The 18,468-nt window shown below is 40.0% G+C and carries 25 protein-coding genes; 9 read left to right on the plus strand and 16 right to left on the minus strand.

The genetic code is table 11. From position 1 onward, the window contains the following. Positions 1-47: 47 nt before the first annotated feature. Positions 48-569: a hypothetical protein gene (locus AC3WJG_RS03260; protein ID WP_337133992.1), complete on the minus strand. Its 522-nt coding sequence runs from the start codon at positions 567-569 to the stop codon at positions 48-50. A gap of 223 nt (positions 570-792) precedes the next feature. On the opposite strand from AC3WJG_RS03260, the gene AC3WJG_RS03265 reads away from it, so the two are divergent. Next, entirely contained in the window at positions 793-987 is a 195-nt protein-coding gene (locus AC3WJG_RS03265) for a hypothetical protein (protein WP_181869417.1), read from the plus strand. 18 nt (positions 988-1,005) lie between these two features. Here the strand turns inward: AC3WJG_RS03265 and AC3WJG_RS03270 are convergent, their stop codons facing one another. Further along, positions 1,006-1,164 carry a hypothetical protein gene (locus AC3WJG_RS03270; RefSeq protein WP_162213596.1) on the minus strand — a complete coding sequence of 53 codons (159 nt, stop codon included), beginning with the start codon at positions 1,162-1,164 and terminating at the stop codon, positions 1,006-1,008. A 62-nt stretch (positions 1,165-1,226) separates the two neighbouring features. After that, a complete protein-coding gene (locus AC3WJG_RS03275; protein WP_162871439.1) occupies positions 1,227-1,397 on the minus strand; it encodes a hypothetical protein in 171 nt (56 codons plus the stop codon). A 184-nt stretch (positions 1,398-1,581) separates the two neighbouring features. On the opposite strand from AC3WJG_RS03275, the gene AC3WJG_RS03280 reads away from it, so the two are divergent. After that, the gene (locus tag AC3WJG_RS03280) at positions 1,582-1,968 is read left to right on the plus strand and encodes a MerR family transcriptional regulator (protein ID WP_060747197.1); all 387 of its coding nucleotides are present in this window, start codon (positions 1,582-1,584) and stop codon (positions 1,966-1,968) included. 36 nt (positions 1,969-2,004) lie between these two features. Here the strand turns inward: AC3WJG_RS03280 and AC3WJG_RS03285 are convergent, their stop codons facing one another. Next, positions 2,005-2,967 (minus strand): aldo/keto reductase, encoded by a 963-nt coding sequence (locus tag AC3WJG_RS03285; RefSeq protein WP_098249071.1) that lies wholly within the window; start codon positions 2,965-2,967, stop codon positions 2,005-2,007. A 227-nt stretch (positions 2,968-3,194) separates the two neighbouring features. Beyond that, the gene (locus AC3WJG_RS03290; RefSeq protein ID WP_102812907.1) at positions 3,195-3,875 is read right to left on the minus strand and encodes a CPBP family intramembrane glutamic endopeptidase; all 681 of its coding nucleotides are present in this window, start codon (positions 3,873-3,875) and stop codon (positions 3,195-3,197) included. A gap of 83 nt (positions 3,876-3,958) precedes the next feature. Between AC3WJG_RS03290 and AC3WJG_RS03295 the strand changes: the two genes are divergently transcribed. Then, positions 3,959-4,702, plus strand: a complete 744-nt coding sequence (locus AC3WJG_RS03295; RefSeq protein WP_028411037.1) for a MerR family transcriptional regulator — start codon at positions 3,959-3,961, stop codon at positions 4,700-4,702. Further along, on the plus strand, positions 4,699-5,943 hold the full coding sequence (locus AC3WJG_RS03300) for an MFS transporter (RefSeq protein ID WP_337133991.1): 1,245 nt from the start codon (positions 4,699-4,701) through the stop codon (positions 5,941-5,943). Before AC3WJG_RS03295 ends, AC3WJG_RS03300 begins: the two co-directional genes overlap by 4 nt. Positions 5,944-5,992: 49 nt before the next feature. Here AC3WJG_RS03300 and AC3WJG_RS03305 read toward each other — a convergent pair whose 3' ends face one another. Next, entirely contained in the window at positions 5,993-6,283 is a 291-nt protein-coding gene (locus AC3WJG_RS03305) for a P-loop NTPase family protein (RefSeq protein WP_098249075.1), read from the minus strand. A gap of 124 nt (positions 6,284-6,407) precedes the next feature. Between AC3WJG_RS03305 and AC3WJG_RS03310 the strand changes: the two genes are divergently transcribed. Together AC3WJG_RS03310 and AC3WJG_RS03315 are read left to right on the plus strand one after the other, a co-directional pair. Then, positions 6,408-6,596, plus strand: coding sequence for a hypothetical protein (locus AC3WJG_RS03310; protein ID WP_028411034.1), 189 nt, complete (start codon positions 6,408-6,410; stop codon positions 6,594-6,596). 86 nt (positions 6,597-6,682) lie between these two features. After that, positions 6,683-6,964: a hypothetical protein gene (locus AC3WJG_RS03315; protein ID WP_013058546.1), complete on the plus strand. Its 282-nt coding sequence runs from the start codon at positions 6,683-6,685 to the stop codon at positions 6,962-6,964. A gap of 50 nt (positions 6,965-7,014) precedes the next feature. Here the strand turns inward: AC3WJG_RS03315 and AC3WJG_RS03320 are convergent, their stop codons facing one another. Further along, complete coding sequence (locus AC3WJG_RS03320) at positions 7,015-8,490, minus strand: glycoside hydrolase family 32 protein (protein ID WP_336116857.1); 1,476 nt, start codon at positions 8,488-8,490, stop codon at positions 7,015-7,017. A 327-nt stretch (positions 8,491-8,817) separates the two neighbouring features. On the opposite strand from AC3WJG_RS03320, the gene AC3WJG_RS03325 reads away from it, so the two are divergent. Then, positions 8,818-9,291, plus strand: coding sequence for a YtxH domain-containing protein (locus AC3WJG_RS03325; protein WP_013058548.1), 474 nt, complete (start codon positions 8,818-8,820; stop codon positions 9,289-9,291). Positions 9,292-9,334: 43 nt separating this feature from the next. On the opposite strand, the gene AC3WJG_RS03330 is transcribed toward AC3WJG_RS03325, so the two are convergent. The 3 genes from AC3WJG_RS03330 to AC3WJG_RS03340 all read right to left on the minus strand — a co-directional run bounded on the left by AC3WJG_RS03330 (position 9,335) and on the right by AC3WJG_RS03340 (position 10,873). Further along, positions 9,335-9,673, minus strand: coding sequence for a hypothetical protein (locus AC3WJG_RS03330; RefSeq protein ID WP_337133990.1), 339 nt, complete (start codon positions 9,671-9,673; stop codon positions 9,335-9,337). A gap of 194 nt (positions 9,674-9,867) precedes the next feature. Further along, a complete protein-coding gene (locus AC3WJG_RS03335; protein WP_492587966.1) occupies positions 9,868-10,128 on the minus strand; it encodes a hypothetical protein in 261 nt (86 codons plus the stop codon). Between the two features lie 136 nt (positions 10,129-10,264). Beyond that, on the minus strand, positions 10,265-10,873 hold the full coding sequence (locus AC3WJG_RS03340) for a hypothetical protein (protein ID WP_028411031.1): 609 nt from the start codon (positions 10,871-10,873) through the stop codon (positions 10,265-10,267). Between the two features lie 174 nt (positions 10,874-11,047). Here AC3WJG_RS03340 and AC3WJG_RS03345 point away from each other — a divergent pair, with 174 nt between their 5' ends. Next, positions 11,048-11,413 carry a DUF3221 domain-containing protein gene (locus tag AC3WJG_RS03345; RefSeq protein ID WP_028411030.1) on the plus strand — a complete coding sequence of 122 codons (366 nt, stop codon included), beginning with the start codon at positions 11,048-11,050 and terminating at the stop codon, positions 11,411-11,413. An 11-nt stretch (positions 11,414-11,424) separates the two neighbouring features. Here AC3WJG_RS03345 and AC3WJG_RS03350 read toward each other — a convergent pair whose 3' ends face one another. From AC3WJG_RS03350 to AC3WJG_RS03375, 6 genes are all read right to left on the minus strand, one after another. Then, a complete protein-coding gene (locus tag AC3WJG_RS03350; protein ID WP_492587968.1) occupies positions 11,425-12,357 on the minus strand; it encodes a patatin-like phospholipase family protein in 933 nt (310 codons plus the stop codon). A gap of 128 nt (positions 12,358-12,485) precedes the next feature. Next, complete coding sequence (locus tag AC3WJG_RS03355) at positions 12,486-14,396, minus strand: ABC transporter permease (protein ID WP_492587970.1); 1,911 nt, start codon at positions 14,394-14,396, stop codon at positions 12,486-12,488. Beyond that, on the minus strand, positions 14,383-15,150 hold the full coding sequence (locus AC3WJG_RS03360) for an ABC transporter ATP-binding protein (protein WP_028411027.1): 768 nt from the start codon (positions 15,148-15,150) through the stop codon (positions 14,383-14,385). The genes AC3WJG_RS03355 and AC3WJG_RS03360 overlap by 14 nt, the downstream gene beginning before the upstream one ends. After that, positions 15,147-15,503: a DUF1093 domain-containing protein gene (locus tag AC3WJG_RS03365; RefSeq protein WP_337133988.1), complete on the minus strand. Its 357-nt coding sequence runs from the start codon at positions 15,501-15,503 to the stop codon at positions 15,147-15,149. Before AC3WJG_RS03365 ends, AC3WJG_RS03360 begins: the two co-directional genes overlap by 4 nt. A gap of 87 nt (positions 15,504-15,590) precedes the next feature. After that, positions 15,591-16,625 (minus strand): sensor histidine kinase, encoded by a 1,035-nt coding sequence (locus AC3WJG_RS03370; RefSeq protein WP_337133987.1) that lies wholly within the window; start codon positions 16,623-16,625, stop codon positions 15,591-15,593. A 1-nt stretch (position 16,626) separates the two neighbouring features. After that, a complete protein-coding gene (locus AC3WJG_RS03375; RefSeq protein WP_028411024.1) occupies positions 16,627-17,298 on the minus strand; it encodes a response regulator transcription factor in 672 nt (223 codons plus the stop codon). 325 nt (positions 17,299-17,623) lie between these two features. Between AC3WJG_RS03375 and AC3WJG_RS03380 the strand changes: the two genes are divergently transcribed. Continuing rightward, positions 17,624-18,442 carry a squalene/phytoene synthase family protein gene (locus AC3WJG_RS03380; protein ID WP_028411023.1) on the plus strand — a complete coding sequence of 273 codons (819 nt, stop codon included), beginning with the start codon at positions 17,624-17,626 and terminating at the stop codon, positions 18,440-18,442. The last annotated feature ends 26 nt before the right edge of the window (positions 18,443-18,468 follow it).

Here is an 18,468-nt window from a genome sequence, read left to right on the forward strand (position 1 = left end):
CCTGCTTTCGTGAATAGTAGTTAACTAGAAAAAAACGGATGATATCCTTACACACGTGCTGAACGTTTTCCAAGAAACGCCGTGAAGATAAAACATACACTAAAAGCGACGGCTGAAACGAAAAAGCCAAGCATCCACCCTAAAGCTCGCATAAACGTATCTTCATTGGGATACAGAGGCTTAACGTTTAACCACTGGATCACCATAATCAATGCCAATATTAAATAAAAGCTGCTTCCCGTTAAAGCCATTTTAAGACGGTTTTTAAATGACCCTGTCCATGCGGCACTAAAGGCGCTCCACGTGAAAACACTTACAATCGTCGCTAAAAACATAAGAACAATATGTAGATAAGGGATATCTGTAAACATAAGAAGATAGAGTAAAAATATTGTAGTACCAAAATATAAAGCATTAATGCCAAACAAATAGCCTCCGCTCAGCCAATGGTTTTGAAACCACTTTTTCTTGCTAAGACGTTCTACCATTCCGCCGGGCACCCACAGCGTACGCGAAAAAATAATCATCGCCAGCACAAGTACCATGCCGGCTAAAAAGAATATGAACACCTTTTCATCAGCCTTTCTATCTAAAAGAAATATGGTTAATTATACTATTAATAACAAAATTAAACTATTGTTTTCTTTACTAATGAAGAGGCTGAGACAAACGTATTTTAGTGGTAGGGAAATTTGAACGATGCATTGAGATTCTTGGTAGAAAATTATATTCGTTTGGATTTTTTATGGATAGGCTGAATGTAAGTTTTATGTAGGTAGCTGCTTCTATCGGTTGATTGGAGGGCAAGGCGAAGACTCCTGCGGGAAAAGCGGAACAGGTGAGACCCCGCAGAAGCGTAAGCGACGAGGAGGCTCACCGGCCGCCCGCGGAAAGCGAAGCCTTGCACGGAAATCAACAGCGGTGTCACAAGCAATTCATATGAGCTCATTTATCCTATTTGTTCGTCTTTCAATGGGATTAATTTAGATATGTCTTAATCTCTATTTACATTCTTCCTCCGGTAAACGGATTGATTTCCCCTGTTAAATCACGTCCTGCTTTCTTTTCTTCGTGTGCGATGCGCTTGCCAATCGCAATTTTATTCCAAATTAGCGGCACCCAAATACACGCTCCGAACAAAATCATCCAAAAAAGTTCTCCCATTTCTTCCACCCTTTCATTTTCTGCTTTTATGTTGAAGACAATAAGAAACGCGTATACGCTTTTTACTCTTTGTTTGAATCACTCATATCGTATGAAAAGAAATAAACCAGGATTGATAAAGCCATTCCGTACACAGTCCAAGCCGCTAGTAAAATGGCGTACTGATGATTGATAAAAAACACTCCGCTTGAAATCAGCAGCAGGATAAAACTAATCCATTTTACTTTTTTCATTACTCTATCCCCTTTACTTAACCTTTTACAGTAAGTTTCTTATTGTCTACTTGTTATTACGGACAAACTGTATAAAAGTTCCATTTTTTTCAAAAAACGAAAAAGAATTTGATAAAACGTTCAACTATCGATTATCATATACCTTAAAGTAAGCTATACGATTCATAAGTGGGAGTGAACAATCTTGTCTTATAGCATGAAAGAAATGAATGAAAAAACCGGGCTTTCCGCACCGACTTTACGCTACTATGAAAAAGAAGGAATCCTTCCTTTTGTAGAGCGTGATGAACATGGAAAACGCCTCTATAATGAGACGAATATTGAATGGATCCGTTTTATCTTAGCTCTGCGCTCAACAGGCATGCCGCTTGCAGAAATCAAGCGCTATGTAGAGCTCTATAAACAAGGCGAAAACACGATTAAAGAACGAAAAAACATGATGCTTCAGCACAAAGAAGCGGTAGAAGAAGAAATGGCCAAAACTTTTAAATACCTTGAACAAATCAACTATAAGCTCGCTTTGTACGACTCACTAGAAGCAAAATTAACGCAAAAGGAAATTAAAATTTAAACACAAAAATCCGCAGGTTCACCTGCGGATTTTTTATTAATACAGTGAATTCACGGTATTCAACAGCTCTTCTGACCATGTCCAATCGCTGATTTCAACTGCATCTGTTACGTGGTGCAATTTACTAGCTCCAATAATGCTTGACGTTACAGCGGGCTGATTCAATACCCATGAAAGAGCAAACTGAGACAAGCTTACTTCATTTTGTTCTGCTAACTTGCGATACTGCTCCACCAGCTGAAAATTTTGGTCTGTAAAGTAGTTTCGCAGCAGCTTTTCACCATGCGCAGCGCGACTTTCTGGCGGCACGTCATTTGGTGTTTTATATTTGCCTGAAAGCATGCCGCGCGCTAACGGACTGTATACCATGACGCCTACACCTTCAGATTGACTAAACGGCAGCAGCTCTTGTTCAATTTCACGAGAGAGAAGATTATACTGGGGCTGAACGGAAATGAATTTTTCAAGATTCATTTTGTCACTAATATGATGAGACTTTGCGATTTGCCACGCAGCATAATTAGAGCAGCCAATATAACGAACTTTACCTTGACGAACTAAATCATCTAGCGTGCGAAGCGTTTCTTCCATAGGTGTATGGTGGTCAAAAAGATGAACTTGATAAAGATCAATGTAGTCTGTCTGCAGTCGTCGCAGCTGATTATCCACTTCTCTCATAATGTGTGTGCGTGAAAGGCCTTTATCATTTTTGCCTTTTCCTACGGCAATGCCGACTTTTGTTGCAAGTACAACATCATCCCGTTTTCCTTTTAACGCACGTCCAATAATTTCTTCAGATTCCCCTGTGCCATATCTAAACTCTTCATCCTGCCCTTTTCCGTAATAGTTGGCTGTGTCAATGAAGTTAATTCCGTTTTCAATGGCGCTATGTAAAATAGCTGCGGACGCTTTTTCGTCAATCCATCGTCCAAACGCCATGGTACCTAGACATAAATTTGATACTTCCAGACCTGTTGTTCCAAGCTTTCGATATTGCATCGATACCCTCTCCTTTTTATAGCTGTCTCTACTCTCTCTTATCATACACCTTAACGTCCACTTTAAGACAAGCCTTAAGCGTGCATGCATATACAAAAAACGGCTAGGAACAAGCAGTGCTTCTAGCAGTTTCCGGGTTCATTTTCCACTTATTTTTTTGCAATTCGCTTCTCCAGTAGACATAATATGGTAAGATAAATCATAGCTTACTTGTCACCGAAACTACATTAAGCTGCCGCTGTTAAAATAACGGCGATTCCATTAAAACAAGCGTGAATGATCATACTTGGAAGCAGCGACTTTGTTTTTTCGTACACCCACGCAACCACGAGACCTGATAAAAAGTTAACGGGCAAGGTATTGTACGTTGGAATATGCACCAGCATAAAAATAAACGAACTTCCCACTAATCCAAACACAATTCCTCCTTTACGTTTCAGCCACGTATAAAAAAATCCTCGGTAGATAATCTCTTCATAAAAAGGTGAGATTACAGCGGCTGAAACAAAAGCAAGTATAAATGAAAACAGCGACAGATCTTGTTGCAAACTAGCTGTTTTTTTATTTTCATGTGTTATACCAAGCCATTCCATGAGTACAACAATCCCCACACTTCCTAAGATCAGCACAAAAAGCCAAAAAAGAATGAGCGGCCAGTGCCGTTTTGAAAACGATTGAAAACCAATTTTTCTATCACCAGCCTGAACCATCAGCACATACAGAGCTGATAAAAACACAGCTGCCATAACAAATCCAGTAGCTGTTCCAGCATAAAGGTCATTTTTAAACAGGGAATGTAAAGCATCCTGCAATATGCCTTCAATTAAGATAGGCACACCAACAAACGTGACGCCCAGCATAATTACGAATGATTTTATTGTCCATAATCCTTGATTTTTTTGTTTCAATTTACTTCGCCTCCCTTTTACATATATTCAGTGTAAAAGGTGACGTAACGTTACCTGCAAGCATTTTTTTGGAGGGGTTAAAAATGATTTATTTTTCTACTGGGCAAGCCGCTAAAAAACTAGGCCTTACGGTGCGTACGCTTCGTTACTACGATCAAATCGGCTTGCTTCATCCATCGTCAAAAGCCGAAAGCGGAAAGCGGTCCTACTCAGAAACGGATTTAGTCACACTAGAGAAAATTACTCTTTTAAAAAACTTAGCCGTTCCTTTGCGAGATATTGAACTTATTCTTCACAAAGTGAGTATCGATGAACTTCTAGCGATTCATCAGCAAAAGCTTCAGCAAAAAGCGATGGAAATTCAACAAGCTTTAGAACATACTCACACGCTTCGCAACAGTATAAAAATAGAAGGTGAATTAAACTGGAAGCAGCTCCTTCCTTTAGTTGACAATGAAACTAATGCCAAGAGCAGCTGGACGGATCTCCTTTCGCTTTCAATAGAAGAAAGTGAGATTCTGCAGCATGATTTGCCTAAAATGGAGAATGCGAGTGCCGATAAATGGATTAACATCATAAAACGAGTTCAGCTTTGCTTAAAGCACCAGCGTGCACCTCAATCTGAAGATGGACAGCTGATTGCAGCTGATATACTGTTTTTATCGAGTGAGCTATTTGGCCCTCATGCGGCTTTAGAAAAAGCCTTTTGGGATGTTCGCAAATCTCCTGAGGCATCAAGTTCACTTAATCTCTACCCTATTGACAGCGAAGTCCTTCAATTTATTGAAGATGCGATTATTTTTTACGAACAACACATAAAGGAATGAAGGTATTGAAAAAAGAAAAGCTGTTTGCTAATTCTTCTTATAAAAAATTATTTATTTCAAGCACTGCAGCAAGCTTCGGAGATTTATTTGATATGTTTGCGGTGATGACGCTTTTTACATACGTGTGGCACGCAAATTCCCTCTGGATTACGCTTATTCCTGTCGCGTACGCTTTACCTAGCATCCTGCTAAGTCAAGCAGCAGGAAGTTTAGCCGACCGCTATGATAAAGTACAGCTGATGTTTCTGTCTGAACTAGTCCGTCTTCTGTTCACATGTCTGTTATTTTTTACAAATGAACCGCTTTTGGCACTTGGGGTGCTGATGCTGCGCTCTATGAGTTCTGTTATGAAAGTGCCCGCACAGCTCTCTTACGTTCGAGAAGTGGTCAAAGAAGATCAGCTGCTGCAGGCCTCTACTTTACAAAACATTATGTTTCAAATTGCCAAAGTTGTGGGGCCGTTTCTCGGAGCCGCCGCGCTGACGATTACAACGCCAAAAGCATGCATTTTAGCTAATGCCGCAGCTTGTATGATTTCTATTGGCGTGCTGTTTTCACTTAAAAAAGCACGTAAAAACATTCAAGGGCAAGCTGCTCGTTCTTCCCATCAACTGAAAGAAACGTACTCAAACGGCTGGAAAATCGTTTTTCAGCACTCAATCCTTTTACGCGCCGTTATTTTGTTTCACCTTTCGTATTTTGTAGTGATGCTTGTTGACGCTCAAATCAGCATCTTCCTACGAGATGTGCTGCCTCATCATCCGGAAATGCTCGGCTGGCTGCTTTCTGGAATCGGACTGGGGGCGCTAGCAACAGGAATGTATCTTAATAGAAAAAAACAGGTTCACCATCCATTTAGACTGTTATCACTTGGACTGCTTCTATTTGGAGGGGCTTTATTTTTCATTAGCTGCTTTAATCCAGCCGTTATGTCACGCTATTTCATTTTGATTGCTGCACCTATTGGAGGAGCCGGAGTTGGGCTTAATTTACTGCTGTTTAACTATATCGTTCAAACATACAGCGACAAGGAACACCTCGGAAAAGTGTACGGATTCATCAACACCTTAACGAGTGCCGTTTTACTTACTGCTCCTCTTCTTGGAGGCATGGTTGTAAAGCTTGCAGGTGCTCAGACAACTTTTTTAACGGCGGCAATCATCATTGTAAGCGTTGGATTTGTGAGTATGCTGATGCCTCTGCGTGATAAACTGGAAAGAAACGTTCAGATTGACGCATAAAAAACAGCTTGAGGTTACACCTCAAGCTGCTTTTATAGACTTCTGTTCATCAACCAGCGGCTACATAAATCAAAGCAGCTAATACGTTCGGTACTGCAATAGCTCCAAATCGTTTTGCATCTTCAACTCGGCTCACCCTGCGCGTCTTTTTGACTGAAAAGAATGTGCCTGTACTTCCTAGCACGATACTGTCAATAAGGTATGCCAAAGCTAAAACCAGTGACACTGCTCCCATTGTGCCTGACACAAAATAGAGATAGCTCCACTTCCCTGTAAAAGCAGCAAGAGCAAGAACAATCCCGACCATCACGATACCTGCTATCAATCCTTTTTTAATCACTGCATTCCTCTTCCCTTCCTACTCCTTAAATTTTACCATATACTTCTTTTTTTTGTATGACACCTTACATTTTATTCTACTACACTCACATTTTATGGTAAAATTAGTAAGAGAGGTGGTACATATGAAAAAACGTCAAGGAATCACGCTGCTTTTATTTATACTCGGAGCAGCCTCTATTTCTTTTGGGATGGCTTTAAAAAGTATCTTTCCTTATTCCCCTGCAGCTGGCTGGATTCTAGGGACACTGCTTTTGCTAGGAAACTCATTTTATACGAGAAGATACTTACATAGAAGGTCAATTAAGAAGTAAATATCCGCCCCGAGCCGTATATACAAACCTTCATTCGGTTATGGTAAAATAGATAAGCAAAAACTGGATGTAAGGAGATTTTGAGTTTGAAAACAGGATTAATATCTGGCATTATATCTTTAATTATTGTGATTATCATTTCTATTACAGCAGGCAACTGGCAGTATATTTACTATATTTCAGGTCCTCTTGGCATATTACTTACAGCGATTGCACTCGTTACGCTTCTCGACGCATTTCGATTTGAAACGAGAGGTCCTTACTTTACACCCGTCCGGCAGCGAGAGGATACAGAGTGGATGAAACGTTTTATTATTGCAGCTGTTCCTCACTTAGTTGCTTCATGTATTTGTATTTTATTTTTATAGAAACCAAAAAGCCAATGAATGATATTCATTGGCTTTTCTCATTTATTATATTAAATACCGCGGGACATGCCGTAATAATCAATACGGTAGTCCACGGCCCCTTCTGCAAATACATTTACAGCTGATTTGGAATCTTTTTTCGGGAATACCCGGGAAGTGAAGACAATTTTGCCGCCGTTTATATAAATTTCGACGATGCTTTTGTCGACAAATACGCGAACATCGACTTCATTTGACGCTGTCCATTTTTCAGAGCGAACCACACCGTATTCCGTTGCATATTGATGGTGGAATGAAGAACGGTCGAGTCGCACTTCTTGCTTTCCTGTATCAAACACGAGGCGAAGCTCTTCTTCTTTACTATTAAACAGCTCTAAACCAAACTGTTTGGCCTCTATCTCGCGGAACGTCATATTGATTTCATATGCATTGTTTGTTGCTTCATCAATGATCACTTCTTCATTTTTTAGCGTTCCTCTAAAATGAACCGCTTGATCTCGAAGCTTATTTAACTCTTCTACAGGCTTTTGAACAAGTTCATTTCCTTCAAGCGAAAGCTCACGAGGAAGCGTTAAGGCATGGGCCCATCCGTATTCGTCTGACGGATAGTCAACGTCCGGGTTTCCAATCCATGCAAACAGCAAGCGACGTCCGCTTTCATCTTGGAACGTTTGCGGTGCATAAAAGTCAAACCCCTTATCAATTTCACGGTAATACTCCATTTCAAACGTTAAACTTTCCATATCAAATGTTCCCACCGCGTAAATCACATTATAAATATTATGAAAATCGTGGCCATCCGCTTTGATTCCTTGCGGCGAAAAGACAAACACATCTTTTCCGTCCAGTTTAAAGTAATCCGGGCACTCCCACATATAGCCAAAGTCAGGAAGCGATGTTTTAACTTCACCTTTAAATGACCACTGAAGCGCATCGCTTGATTCATACACAATTAACGCGCCCGTTTCGTTTTCACGCTGAGCGCCTAGCAGCATATAATATGTATCATTTTCTTTCCATACTTTCGGATCGCGCACATGTCCTGTATACCCGTCAGGAACGCCTCGTACCGCTGGATTATTCGTGTATTTTTCTACACTTCCATCCCTGTTTAGCATCGCGATACACTGATTAGCTGAACGTGAGCCGTCTTCGTATTTTACATTCCCCGTATAAAACAGCAGCCCTTGACCATCTTTTTCAATCGCGCCGCCTGAGTATGCGCCGTGCGATTCATATTCTTCCGTTGGCGTTAACGCAACCGGAAGGCGTTCCCACGTTACTAAATCCGTAGATTTCACATGAGCCCAGTGCTTCATTCCATGCATCGCGCCGTACGGATACCACTGATAAAACACGTGATATTCACCGTTTAATTGAACCAATCCGTTTGGATCATTCATCAGCCCGTACTGTGGATGAATATGATAAATCGGCTGCCAGCTGTCTTTGATTGCTTTGTCTTTTAATGCTTCTAACTCTCCAGATTTTGCTTCTAAAATCGTTCTGTACTTCGATTCAGCCATTTCTTCAATCCCTCCAGCATCTAAAAAAAGAGAACGTATTCTCCTTGCCCTCTATGATATAAAATTTCAAGTGAAAATGCTACCAAAGAACGAATGTTGTCGTTTTCTTGTGTCGGATTTTATAGATAAGTTTTTTTTTGTTTTTATAGCAGAAAAGAAGGTTTTTCTGTCAGGTGGTTGAATACTATATACAATCAAATTTCACCAGCCTGTACGAGCGTCCGACGGCACTTGCAGATTTTTTTAGCGAATCATTTGCGTTTTGCAGGAAGTATTCAACAAAATGGTAAACCCTTCATATTACATATTATAAAAGGAGGAAATGTCATGACAAAAGAAAACGTAAAAGAAACAGTGGGTAAAGAAACAAAAGGTGGAAGCAAAGAGTTATTAGTCGGCACGTTAGTAGGTAGCGTAGTGGGTGTAACAACAGCTTTACTAGTAGCGCCAAAGTCAGGAAAAGAGCTGCGTGCTTCTATTCAAGATGGAGCGAATCAAGCACTTGCTAAAACAGGTCAAGTGAAAGAAACGGTATATGCAAAAGGCCAAGATCTCAAACAGCGCACGGCTCGTCTTTCACAAAAAGTCTCCGAACAGTCTTCGCAAGTTGTCAACAAAGTGAAATCTCTGCGCACTGCTAAAGAACAGCCGCTTGCAGAAACGGCTGCAGCAGAAGAGCTTGAAACGACAGAAATCGTTCAAGATCCTGTTCTTGAAGCTGAAGCGGTGCAAGAAGAATTAAATACAATTACGCAAGAAGTAAGTGACTTAGAACAATCTGTCGATGAAACAAGACGTTAATAACAAGCTGTAGAGATATCTCTACAGCTTTTATGTATATTCGCTACCCTTCCTTCCACCCTTCAAAAAAATAGCCTCCGTACGGACACGGCTCTGATTCCGGCAGTTCTTCATAACGCTGTCCGCTGTAATATTTCGCCAGCACAATCTTAGGCTTAAAAGCCACTACCTCTTCACTGTCTTCTTTCCCCGCTCTGCTTTCTCTTATCATACAAAAAATATCCATTCCCGCAAACTCTCCGTACCCCTGATAGCACGACTCATAATAAACTTTACCAGGTGTCACCAAATAACACTCCCGCTGCCATGACGGCTGCTTACTGTAGACACTGGCAATACTTATTCCACTCACTGCACACTTCCAGCTGCAAATTCCAACCATACAACGCCTCCAACGACTTGATAGTCTATTCATCTACAACTTTTGATGAAATCAAACATCCGTTGACATGTACAGAATTTTATCTTCGACCAAAAACCTATACTACCAGATATCCTGTCCCCTTGACTTCACCCCAAAATGCTGCATCGATAGAAATAAAAAAGGTCTGATAAATCGACCATTTCTGGTGATTATCAGACCTCAAGTTTTTCTGCATTTGAGCGGCTTATTTGCTGTTCAAGCGATTTAGCCAGCAGTACGATTTCATGATCTACATATTTTGTTTTGATTTCTTCGATTTCCATTAATGTTTTAGAAAAGCTTCCTGCATTATTTCCCTGTCTATGCTGCACATCTTTAAAGAAATCAAGCAGTGCCTCGTTAGACTGCGTTGGACGGCTAAAATCAATCGTGTACATTTTGTACCCCAGTGTTAAATTTGTTGTAGTTGTCATAATTATTTCCCCCATTCTTCCTATAGTGATATATCTTCTACTCTTTACCCTTTAATTCCTTCTTTTTAACCTAAATTAATTATTTTTTTCAAAAAAACTTCCCATTATAAGAAAAAACACCCTTATAACAAGGATGTTAGAGTATTCTTCCCTTCGGTAAAATTCCAGATGCAAAGTCATCTTTGAACTTAAAGCTAGCAGAATTGTTTTCCGTTAGAAAATGTATTTCCCATTTAAAGACCGGATATTCGGGCTTGTACATTTCGACTTTCTGATCGGGATTTTCTTCTAATCTTGCAATTACTCGTTTGAATCCTTCATATGCAATCCACCAATCGCTTCCGGTTTCATCGGTAATAAAACAAATAGAACCGTCAATTAAATGAAGGTTTTGCTTGATATCGTCAGCATTTGTAAAATACGCATTTCCAAACGTTTGAAGACAATGATCGCAATAACCTGCTTTGCCTCCATCTTTATAAATCCAGTGCGCAATTGGCTCACTGCAGTCTTTACACGTATTCGTCACTTCTTGGAGAAATGTTTTTCCGCTCCACTGTTCCTTTTCATCTTCAAAAACGGTCCATACTAAATAACTTTCCGTTTGCTCTGAAATAAAAAGGCGAAACGGCTCGTCTCGATGCCAAAAGTGAATATTTTGTTCATCTGATTCTTCAAAGTCAATGACAAAATTATCTCGTTCTAATATATGTCGAATAACATTGGTTAAAAAGGTAACATCCATATAAGGACCTCCCGTACTAAGCGTGACTTCTAGTAAAAATAGCGTTTATGAGTTAAAACATATCATGCGTGCTGAAATAACGTCAACGATTACCTCTTGCTTTCTCCGAAAACTGGAAAAGAAATGGTCAAACGCGTTATAATGGTAGTCATGTTGAAACGGAAAGGAGATTTTATGAAGTTTACCGTTCAATCAACTGCACTTTTTCTTCTCTTTTTTATTTGTTTAAGCGGCTGTTCTGATAACGCCGAGCAGTCAAAAAAGCCGGCCGGCTATTTAGTTCAAGGGCGCATTTTAGAAGTGAAACAGGATGAAATTCTTATTGCAAACGTCATTCCGCGAGATACCGCGCTTGACTATACAACAAAAGAAATACTTGGTTCTAGCGATGTACAGCCTATTTATGTAAAAGTTTCGGATGATCAAACGTACAAAAAAGGACAGCTCGTTAAAGCATGGCTCAAAAAAGACAAAAGCGTTCAGTATTCCGTTCCGGCAAAAGGCGAATCTGTTGAAGTCAACATTTTAAAACAGCCGTAGAAAAGCTCCTGTTACGGGAGCTTTCTTCGTGTCAGCTGCCGTCCGGTCCGATTCATCTTATGCTGTTCAAAATCCCACTTTTCTAAAAAGCGCTTTGCTGATATATAACCAGATTCATATAAAAATTCGATTTCTTCTTCCTTTAAGGCAAAATCCGTTGCCGTAATCACACCGGTTGGAATTTGCACCGTTCGTTCTTTTGTCTCCGCGTTCAAATACCGCAAATCATGAGCTTGCAGCATCGTCGTAAACATACTTTTAAATAAATGGACCGGCGTCGGAATAATAGCGGCTGTATCAATTTCTTCTTTGACAAATCGAAAACCAAATGTCGGGAAACGCGGATGCTCCGTATCAAACAGCCAAATCGGAAAATTGCTTAAAAGCGCTCCATCGACAATGTATGATCTCTTGAACCCTTTGGACTTCCAGATGACCGGACGAAAGAAAAAAGGAATGGACGCACTCATCATCACGGCTTGTGAAATCTTCATATCGCTTGGCTGCATTCCGTAGCGAGGCAAGTCGTCAGGCAGCACAAGCATCTGCCCGTTCGAAATGTCTGAGGCAATAATTTTCAGCCTATCTGCCGGCAAATCCGCAAACGTTTCGATTCCTTTTTCACGCAGCAAACCATACACCCATTTTTCCAAATAATCATTTTTATAAAAACCTAAATGAACCATCAGTTCAATCAAGTTTCCAATCAGAGGAATTCGGTTAATGATCGTTTTCCCGCGAAACTTAGCATAGTCCATGTTTTGAAGCTCTCTGCGAATTTCACCGCTTTTATAGCCGCTCGCTAAAAGTGCCGCAATTAACGCTCCCGCTGACGTACCTGCTAGACGCTGCCATTCTACATTGCTTTCTTCCATCGCTTCAATCGCACCCGTGAATGCAATTGCTCGAACGCCTCCCCCTTCAAATACAGCATCTGCTTTCACATTTTCCCCTCCAATACAACTCTCTACTTTTTATATACCCTTTTTTTATATTCAGGATTTCATTACTCCATACCTTTTATTTTCCCAACCCAAAAAAGACTGTTTCTTTGATCGAAACAGTCTTTTCTTTATAGTCGCTTTATTACCATTCGGTAGTAATTCATTGTCAGCCAGTAGAAAAAGAAATAAATAATCCCGTATACTGCATCCGCTATTAAAACAGGGACTATCAGACTTTCACCGGTTAGGTTCGTAATGACCTTCAGCGCAAATAGACTGTGCAAGATGCCAATCACTAAAGGCAAACCAAACGTAAACAGCTGCTGCTTTCGAACGGCGCTCATCATTTGAGACACTGAAAACCCAAGCTTACGCAGAACTTCAAATCTTTTGCGCTCTTGTTCCGCTTCAGAGATTTGCTTAAAATAAATAATACTGCCCGTTGCCATCAAAAAGACGAGCCCTAAAAACCCTCCAATAAAAATAAACAATCCTTTACTCATTAAGCCTGCCTGAAACACATCATAGTATGAAGTACGGCTTTCGCCAGCTTCTTTTGCGATTTGATGATAGTTCTTAGCAAGTTCATTCTGTTTGTTTCCATCATCGGTATTAAATACGTACACCGCTTGCTTTTGTCCAGCTTTTAAAAGCTTGTTAAATGTATCGTGGTGGACTACAAACTGATAGCCGGCACTGTCAGAATCAAGAATGAGCAAAGGCTCGGATTTAACGACTTTTAAAGTAAGCTCTTCTGATTTGTTCAGCTGCACAGCTGCGGTTTTACCTGTACTAGGCTTAAACACTTTTCCTTTTGCCATTGAATCAAAAATAACAGTTTCGTTTGCGCTTAGCGCAGGAACCGAAACGCCATTTTTCCGCACTTCTTCTTCATCTAAAAAACTGATTTGTTCCCTATCTTTATAGTAGCCCGATGTAATAAATCGAAAATCCGATAAATCAGCAGAGTGCTTCACGATATGATAGACATACCGACTTGATTGGATATCTAGCTCATCCAGTACATCCATAAATTCTTGCGCTGCTTTTTTGCTGTGCAGCGTATAGTCATAAGGCTGCATGCTTCTGGCGTCGGCTTTTGTATTATAGTACGAGGAATACGTCACACCAACTGCTACAAGTGTAGTAGCCGACAAAATCGTAATTAGGGTTAACACTCGTGCATTTGCTTTAATTCGATACATCATGGTAGAAACGCTTAGCATATTTGCAAACGAATAATATCGGCTTGCATGCTCTCGGTAAAGCCCCATCAGCCACTCAATTGTGGCTTTAAAAAGTAAAAATGTACCAAAAATGACCGAGAACAGTACAACGGCTACAATTAGAAAAAACTTAGGCGTCACAATGTTTCCCGATGAAAGGTAGTATCCGTAGCCAACGAGTAAGATACCCAGTCCTCCCACTGCAATTGAGCGTTTCGAATTCATTTTATTTACGCGTTCACTTTTACTTTCTGCTTGAAACAGATCTAATAGCGTATAGCGGTACATAATAAAATAGCCTTGAAACGATATAAAAATGGTAACAAGCAAAAACACTACGGCTGTTTTTAAAACCGCTTGAAAAGAAAATGTGAGCGTAATAGAAAGCGACAGTCCCATAAGCTTTAGTAAAAACAGCACAAATAGCCTTGAAAACACGGTACCTAGTAAAATACCGACCACCAAAGAAAAAATCCCCAGCAGCATATTCTCATAAAAAATCATTTTTCCAATCGTACGTTTTTCAATGCCGACTAAATGATACAGCCCGAGCTCTCTCTTACGCTGCCTGATAAAAAATGAGTTTGTGTACCAAATAAAGACAACAATAAAGGTAAGCAAAACGTAGTTTGAAGCATTAAAAATGCCCTGCAGCCTCAGCTCTTCTCCAATAACCTTTGAAATCGATTGGTCGTACTGAAGCGTAGCAAACACATAGTACACAATAATACTAAAAATCATTGAAAAGAAATAAAGGCTGTACCGGCTAATATTTTTGCGCATATTCTTTTTAACAAGATCAAATACGATCATAGCCTTCACCGCCTAATGCGCCTTGAATGTTCATAATTCGTTTAAAAAATGCTTGTCTCGTTTGTTCGCCTTTAAACAGCTCCGTGTAAATTTGTCCGTCTTTAATAAACAGCACGCGGCTGCAGTAGCTTGAAGCCAGCGGATCATGCGTCACCATAATAATCGTGGCACGGTCTTCTTGATTTAATTGCGACAGCTTTTCAAGCAGGCTTGAAGCAGCTTTGGAATCAAGAGCTCCGGTAGGTTCATCGGCGAAAATAACAGCTGGATTCGTAATCATTGCTCTCGCTGCTGCAACGCGCTGTTTTTGTCCGCCAGAAATCTCATACGGATACTTATCCGCCAGCTCATAAATGCCTAGTCGCGTTGCGGTGTCTTTAAGCTTCGCTTCCATCTCTTTCTTAGACATTTTTGTAACCGTAAGCGGCAGAAGAATATTTTCTTTTACCGTTAACGTATCCAATAAATTATAATCTTGGAAAATAAACCCTAAATGATTGCGTCTGAAAGCAGACAGCTTCTTATCTTTCATGAGCGCCACGTTTTCTCCTTGAATCCATATCTCGCCGTCGGTGGGACGGTCAATCGTTGAAAGAATGTTCATCAGCGTCGTTTTTCCCGCTCCAGATGGTCCCATAATACCGACAAACTCTCCTTCTTCGATTGTAAAATCAATGCCTTTCAGCGCTTCGTATACATTTCCTCTTGATCCAAACGTTTTGGTTACATTTTTTCCTTCAAGAACAACGCTCACTTTTCCTCCTCCTTTCGTTCTTTTGTAGGCCACACGCTTTTCACTCGCTGCGGCAGCTCATTCTTTGTTATAATGTCATATTTTCGAACTTCATTGCCTCGAACAAAAAGGTCAATAACCGTTCCTTCGTTTAACTGTTTAATCGTTGTAAATGTTTGAAACGTTGTTTGTCCTTTTTCGTTTATCACTGAAATGGTATATTGAACTCGTCCATACTCATCCACTTTTTTTGCTTCTTTTGGGATAATCCCGTATTGATGCTCCGTTGCGGCTTTTTGATAAATCTTTATTCCTCCTATACCTGCTCCTACAACCAAAAGCAGAGCTAAGAGGCTAATCCACTTTCGCTTCATGTACGTTCCCTCCTTGTGTATAGCTCTATCTTACTTTGAAACAAGGAAAGATTCGTTTGAAGCAGATGACAATCTCAGCGTGCAATCTTACATTTTTGAAAGGTTATCAAAAGAATTCGGTTTGTAGAAGGTCAAGATCACCGTGGTGCCTTCGTGTAAAAGTGAATTCACTTCTATTCGATGGCCAAGAGCATCTGTAATTTTTTTTGAAAAATACAGCCCTAGCCCCGTAGCTCCCTTCGTTTTTCTTCCCGCATTTCCTGTGAATCCTTTTTCAAAAACCCGGGGAAGATCTTGAGTTGGAATCCCTTTTCCTTGATCAGCGATAAATAGCTTTACGTACTTTGGAGTTTCTTCACTAAAAAAAGAAAGCTTTCCTTCTAGAGGACTATATTTAATGGCGTTAGACAGCACTTGCCTCACAACAAACTGCATCCACTTTGAATCAGTGTGTACCAGTATGTCTAGTTTTTTTTCATCAATATGCAGTTTCTTTTCAATACACCATTTTGAGAAGTACGCAACGTTTGGAAAAACAAGTTCGCTTAGCGACACTGCCTGCACCTGATAATCTTTTTCTAAGTACTGCAGGCGTGCAGAATATAAATTCTGATCTACTAATCCGTCAATTTTCATCCACTCATCTTCAATATCCTTTAGCCAAGGCCATTTATAAAGCTCTGTACGATGAGCATTAATAAGCAGCTTCATCGCAGTAAGCGGCGTCTTGATCTCATGAACCCAAGTCATTACATATTCCTGCTGCTCTCTCTGCTGTACGTGAAGACCATGAGTTTGTCTGCGATACACACGATCTATATGCTGCAGCAAACTCAGCATGTCTTCATCTGCTTTTGTTCGAACATATGGCTGCATTTCTTGCAAATCGTACGCATCATTCCGCATCATTAAGCTCAACTTTTTTAGAAATCTTCTTTCTTTTATTCCTCTCCATAAAAGAAACAGAATCAGCAGACACAGCGTTAATAGATTTAAATACCAAAACGAAGTGGACGACACCTTAATATCATACTCAAGCAGCAGCAGAGCATCGATTACACTCAGCCATATAAGAACAAATAAAATCCAGCTTAGTCTTTCTCTTAAAAAACTTTTCCACATCTTAATTCACCAAATATCCTTGGCCTTTTTTAGTCACAATTTTATCATTCAGCCCGATTTCTTCCAGCTTGGTGCGAATGCGTGTGATGTTGACAGAAAGCGTATTGTCACTTACAAATTTCTCATCTTCCCATAACCTTCGCATAAGCTCTTCTCGCGATACAATCTTGCCTCGTTCTTCCAAAAGAAGCCGCAAAATAAAAAATTCATTTTTCGTTAAATGAATTTCTTGGTCGTTGTAATGCAAACTTCCTTTTTTTAAGTCTAGCACCGCGCCGTTCCACTCGATAACGTCCGAAATCGTATCTCCATATGAATACGTTCTGCGCAGAAGCGCCTGCACTTTAGCAACAAGAACATCCAAGTTAAACGGCTTTTGAATATAGTCATCTGCCCCAACATTCATTGCCATAACAATATCCATTGGATGTTCACGAGAGGAAAGAAAGACGATAGGAGTTTTTGAAACTGCACGTATTTGCTGACACCAGTAAAACCCGTCATATACAGGCAAATTCACGTCTAAAATAACAAGCTCTGGGCTTTCTGCAATAAATACTTCCATTACCTTTTGAAAGTCTTCTACTCCAGCCACTTCAAATGACCACTGTTCAAATTTCTCTTTCACTAATTCATATATTTTATCATCGTCTTCTACAATTAAAATTTTCATACATTCACCTCTGTATTGTCCTATATATTATGTATAACCTACTGTTGAATACTCTCTTAAAAGCTCATCTAATTCATTAGCATGACAGCAATTTTCTTAAAAATAAACCATTTATTTCTGTAAAACGAAGAAGGAACGAGTATTATCGTAGTGTAAACTTGTATATGTTACAAGTTTCTCTGTTCAAATACTACAAAATAATGACAATATCGTTAATAAGTAATCTTTAAACTCCATTAAATGCTCATTTTTTGTTACTATAGTATATAAGATGAAAACTTAAACTAATTTGACATGTGGATATGTAAAAAGGAGCTAGTTATCAATGAGTGTACCCAACAAATTACGCGACAACGCAATGGTGATGTTAAAAGAGACAAGCCGAACATTTTTTATTCCAATTAGCCACTTACCGGCAGAATTGCAGGATGCAGTAGGATCTGCTTACTTATGTATGAGGGCAATTGATGAAATTGAAGATCACCCTGAGCTAGAAGCCGGTGTAAAAAGCCGCTTGCTTTACGACATTAGTGACCTGTTAAAAAAGTCTTTTAACGAAGACGAGTACATGGCATTAGTAGGTCCTTATCAAGCTGATTTACCTGACGTAACGCTTCAGCTCGGCAACTGGATTGCGCTTTGTCCGACTGGAGTTGCAGATCAAGTATTAGATGCAACTTCTATTATGGCCAAAGGAATGGCCGATTGGGTAGAAAAAGACTGGCATATTCAAAATGAAGCGGATTTAGATGACTATACGTTCTACGTAGCTGGTCTAGTAGGTGTGATGCTTAATGACATTTGGAAATGGTATGACGGCACAGAGACAGACAAAGAATTAGCTATTGCGTTCGGACGCGGCTTGCAGTCTGTTAATATCCTGCGTAATACCTCGGAAGATTCAGAGCGCGGAGTCAGCTTCTTTCCTAACAATTGGAGCAGAGAAGATATGTTTGCCTACGCTCGCCGCAATCTTTCACTAGGAAAGAAATATTTAGAAGATGTCAAATCGCTTCCGATCCTTCATTTCTGTAAAATTCCGTTAGCGCTTGCTGATGGAACATTAAACGCCTTGATGAAAGGAAAAGAAAAAATGACGCGTGACGATGTAAATAAAACGGTAAATGAAGTTGTGGATATGTAAAAACAAAAGCACGGAGCCCCTGGGTT

The organism is Priestia sp. FW507-14D1A (assembly GCF_058781295.1).

What these genes read in the sequence shown, in the direction of transcription:
- AC3WJG_RS03270 (WP_162213596.1), bottom strand. Translation starts at nt 1,164, where the DNA reads ATGGGAGAACTTTTTTGGATGATTTTGTTCGGAGCGTGTATTTGGGTG.
- AC3WJG_RS03275 (WP_162871439.1), bottom strand. Translation starts at nt 1,397, where the DNA reads ATGAAAAAAGTAAAATGGATTAGTTTTATCCTGCTGCTGATTTCAAGC.
- AC3WJG_RS03285 (WP_098249071.1), bottom strand. Translation starts at nt 2,967, where the DNA reads ATGCAATATCGAAAGCTTGGAACAACAGGTCTGGAAGTATCAAATTTA.
- AC3WJG_RS03295 (WP_028411037.1), top strand. Translation starts at nt 3,959, where the DNA reads ATGATTTATTTTTCTACTGGGCAAGCCGCTAAAAAACTAGGCCTTACG.
- AC3WJG_RS03300 (WP_337133991.1), top strand. Translation starts at nt 4,699, where the DNA reads ATGAAGGTATTGAAAAAAGAAAAGCTGTTTGCTAATTCTTCTTATAAA.
- AC3WJG_RS03310 (WP_028411034.1), top strand. Translation starts at nt 6,408, where the DNA reads ATGAAAAAACGTCAAGGAATCACGCTGCTTTTATTTATACTCGGAGCA.
- AC3WJG_RS03320 (WP_336116857.1), bottom strand. Translation starts at nt 8,490, where the DNA reads ATGGCTGAATCGAAGTACAGAACGATTTTAGAAGCAAAATCTGGAGAG.
- AC3WJG_RS03325 (WP_013058548.1), top strand. Translation starts at nt 8,818, where the DNA reads ATGACAAAAGAAAACGTAAAAGAAACAGTGGGTAAAGAAACAAAAGGT.
- AC3WJG_RS03330 (WP_337133990.1), bottom strand. Translation starts at nt 9,673, where the DNA reads ATGGTTGGAATTTGCAGCTGGAAGTGTGCAGTGAGTGGAATAAGTATT.
- AC3WJG_RS03335 (WP_492587966.1), bottom strand. Translation starts at nt 10,128, where the DNA reads ATGACAACTACAACAAATTTAACACTGGGGTACAAAATGTACACGATT.
- AC3WJG_RS03340 (WP_028411031.1), bottom strand. Translation starts at nt 10,873, where the DNA reads ATGGATGTTACCTTTTTAACCAATGTTATTCGACATATATTAGAACGA.
- AC3WJG_RS03345 (WP_028411030.1), top strand. Translation starts at nt 11,048, where the DNA reads ATGAAGTTTACCGTTCAATCAACTGCACTTTTTCTTCTCTTTTTTATT.
- AC3WJG_RS03355 (WP_492587970.1), bottom strand. Translation starts at nt 14,396, where the DNA reads ATGATCGTATTTGATCTTGTTAAAAAGAATATGCGCAAAAATATTAGC.
- AC3WJG_RS03365 (WP_337133988.1), bottom strand. Translation starts at nt 15,503, where the DNA reads ATGAAGCGAAAGTGGATTAGCCTCTTAGCTCTGCTTTTGGTTGTAGGA.
- AC3WJG_RS03370 (WP_337133987.1), bottom strand. Translation starts at nt 16,625, where the DNA reads ATGTGGAAAAGTTTTTTAAGAGAAAGACTAAGCTGGATTTTATTTGTT.
- AC3WJG_RS03375 (WP_028411024.1), bottom strand. Translation starts at nt 17,298, where the DNA reads ATGAAAATTTTAATTGTAGAAGACGATGATAAAATATATGAATTAGTG.
- AC3WJG_RS03380 (WP_028411023.1), top strand. Translation starts at nt 17,624, where the DNA reads ATGAGTGTACCCAACAAATTACGCGACAACGCAATGGTGATGTTAAAA.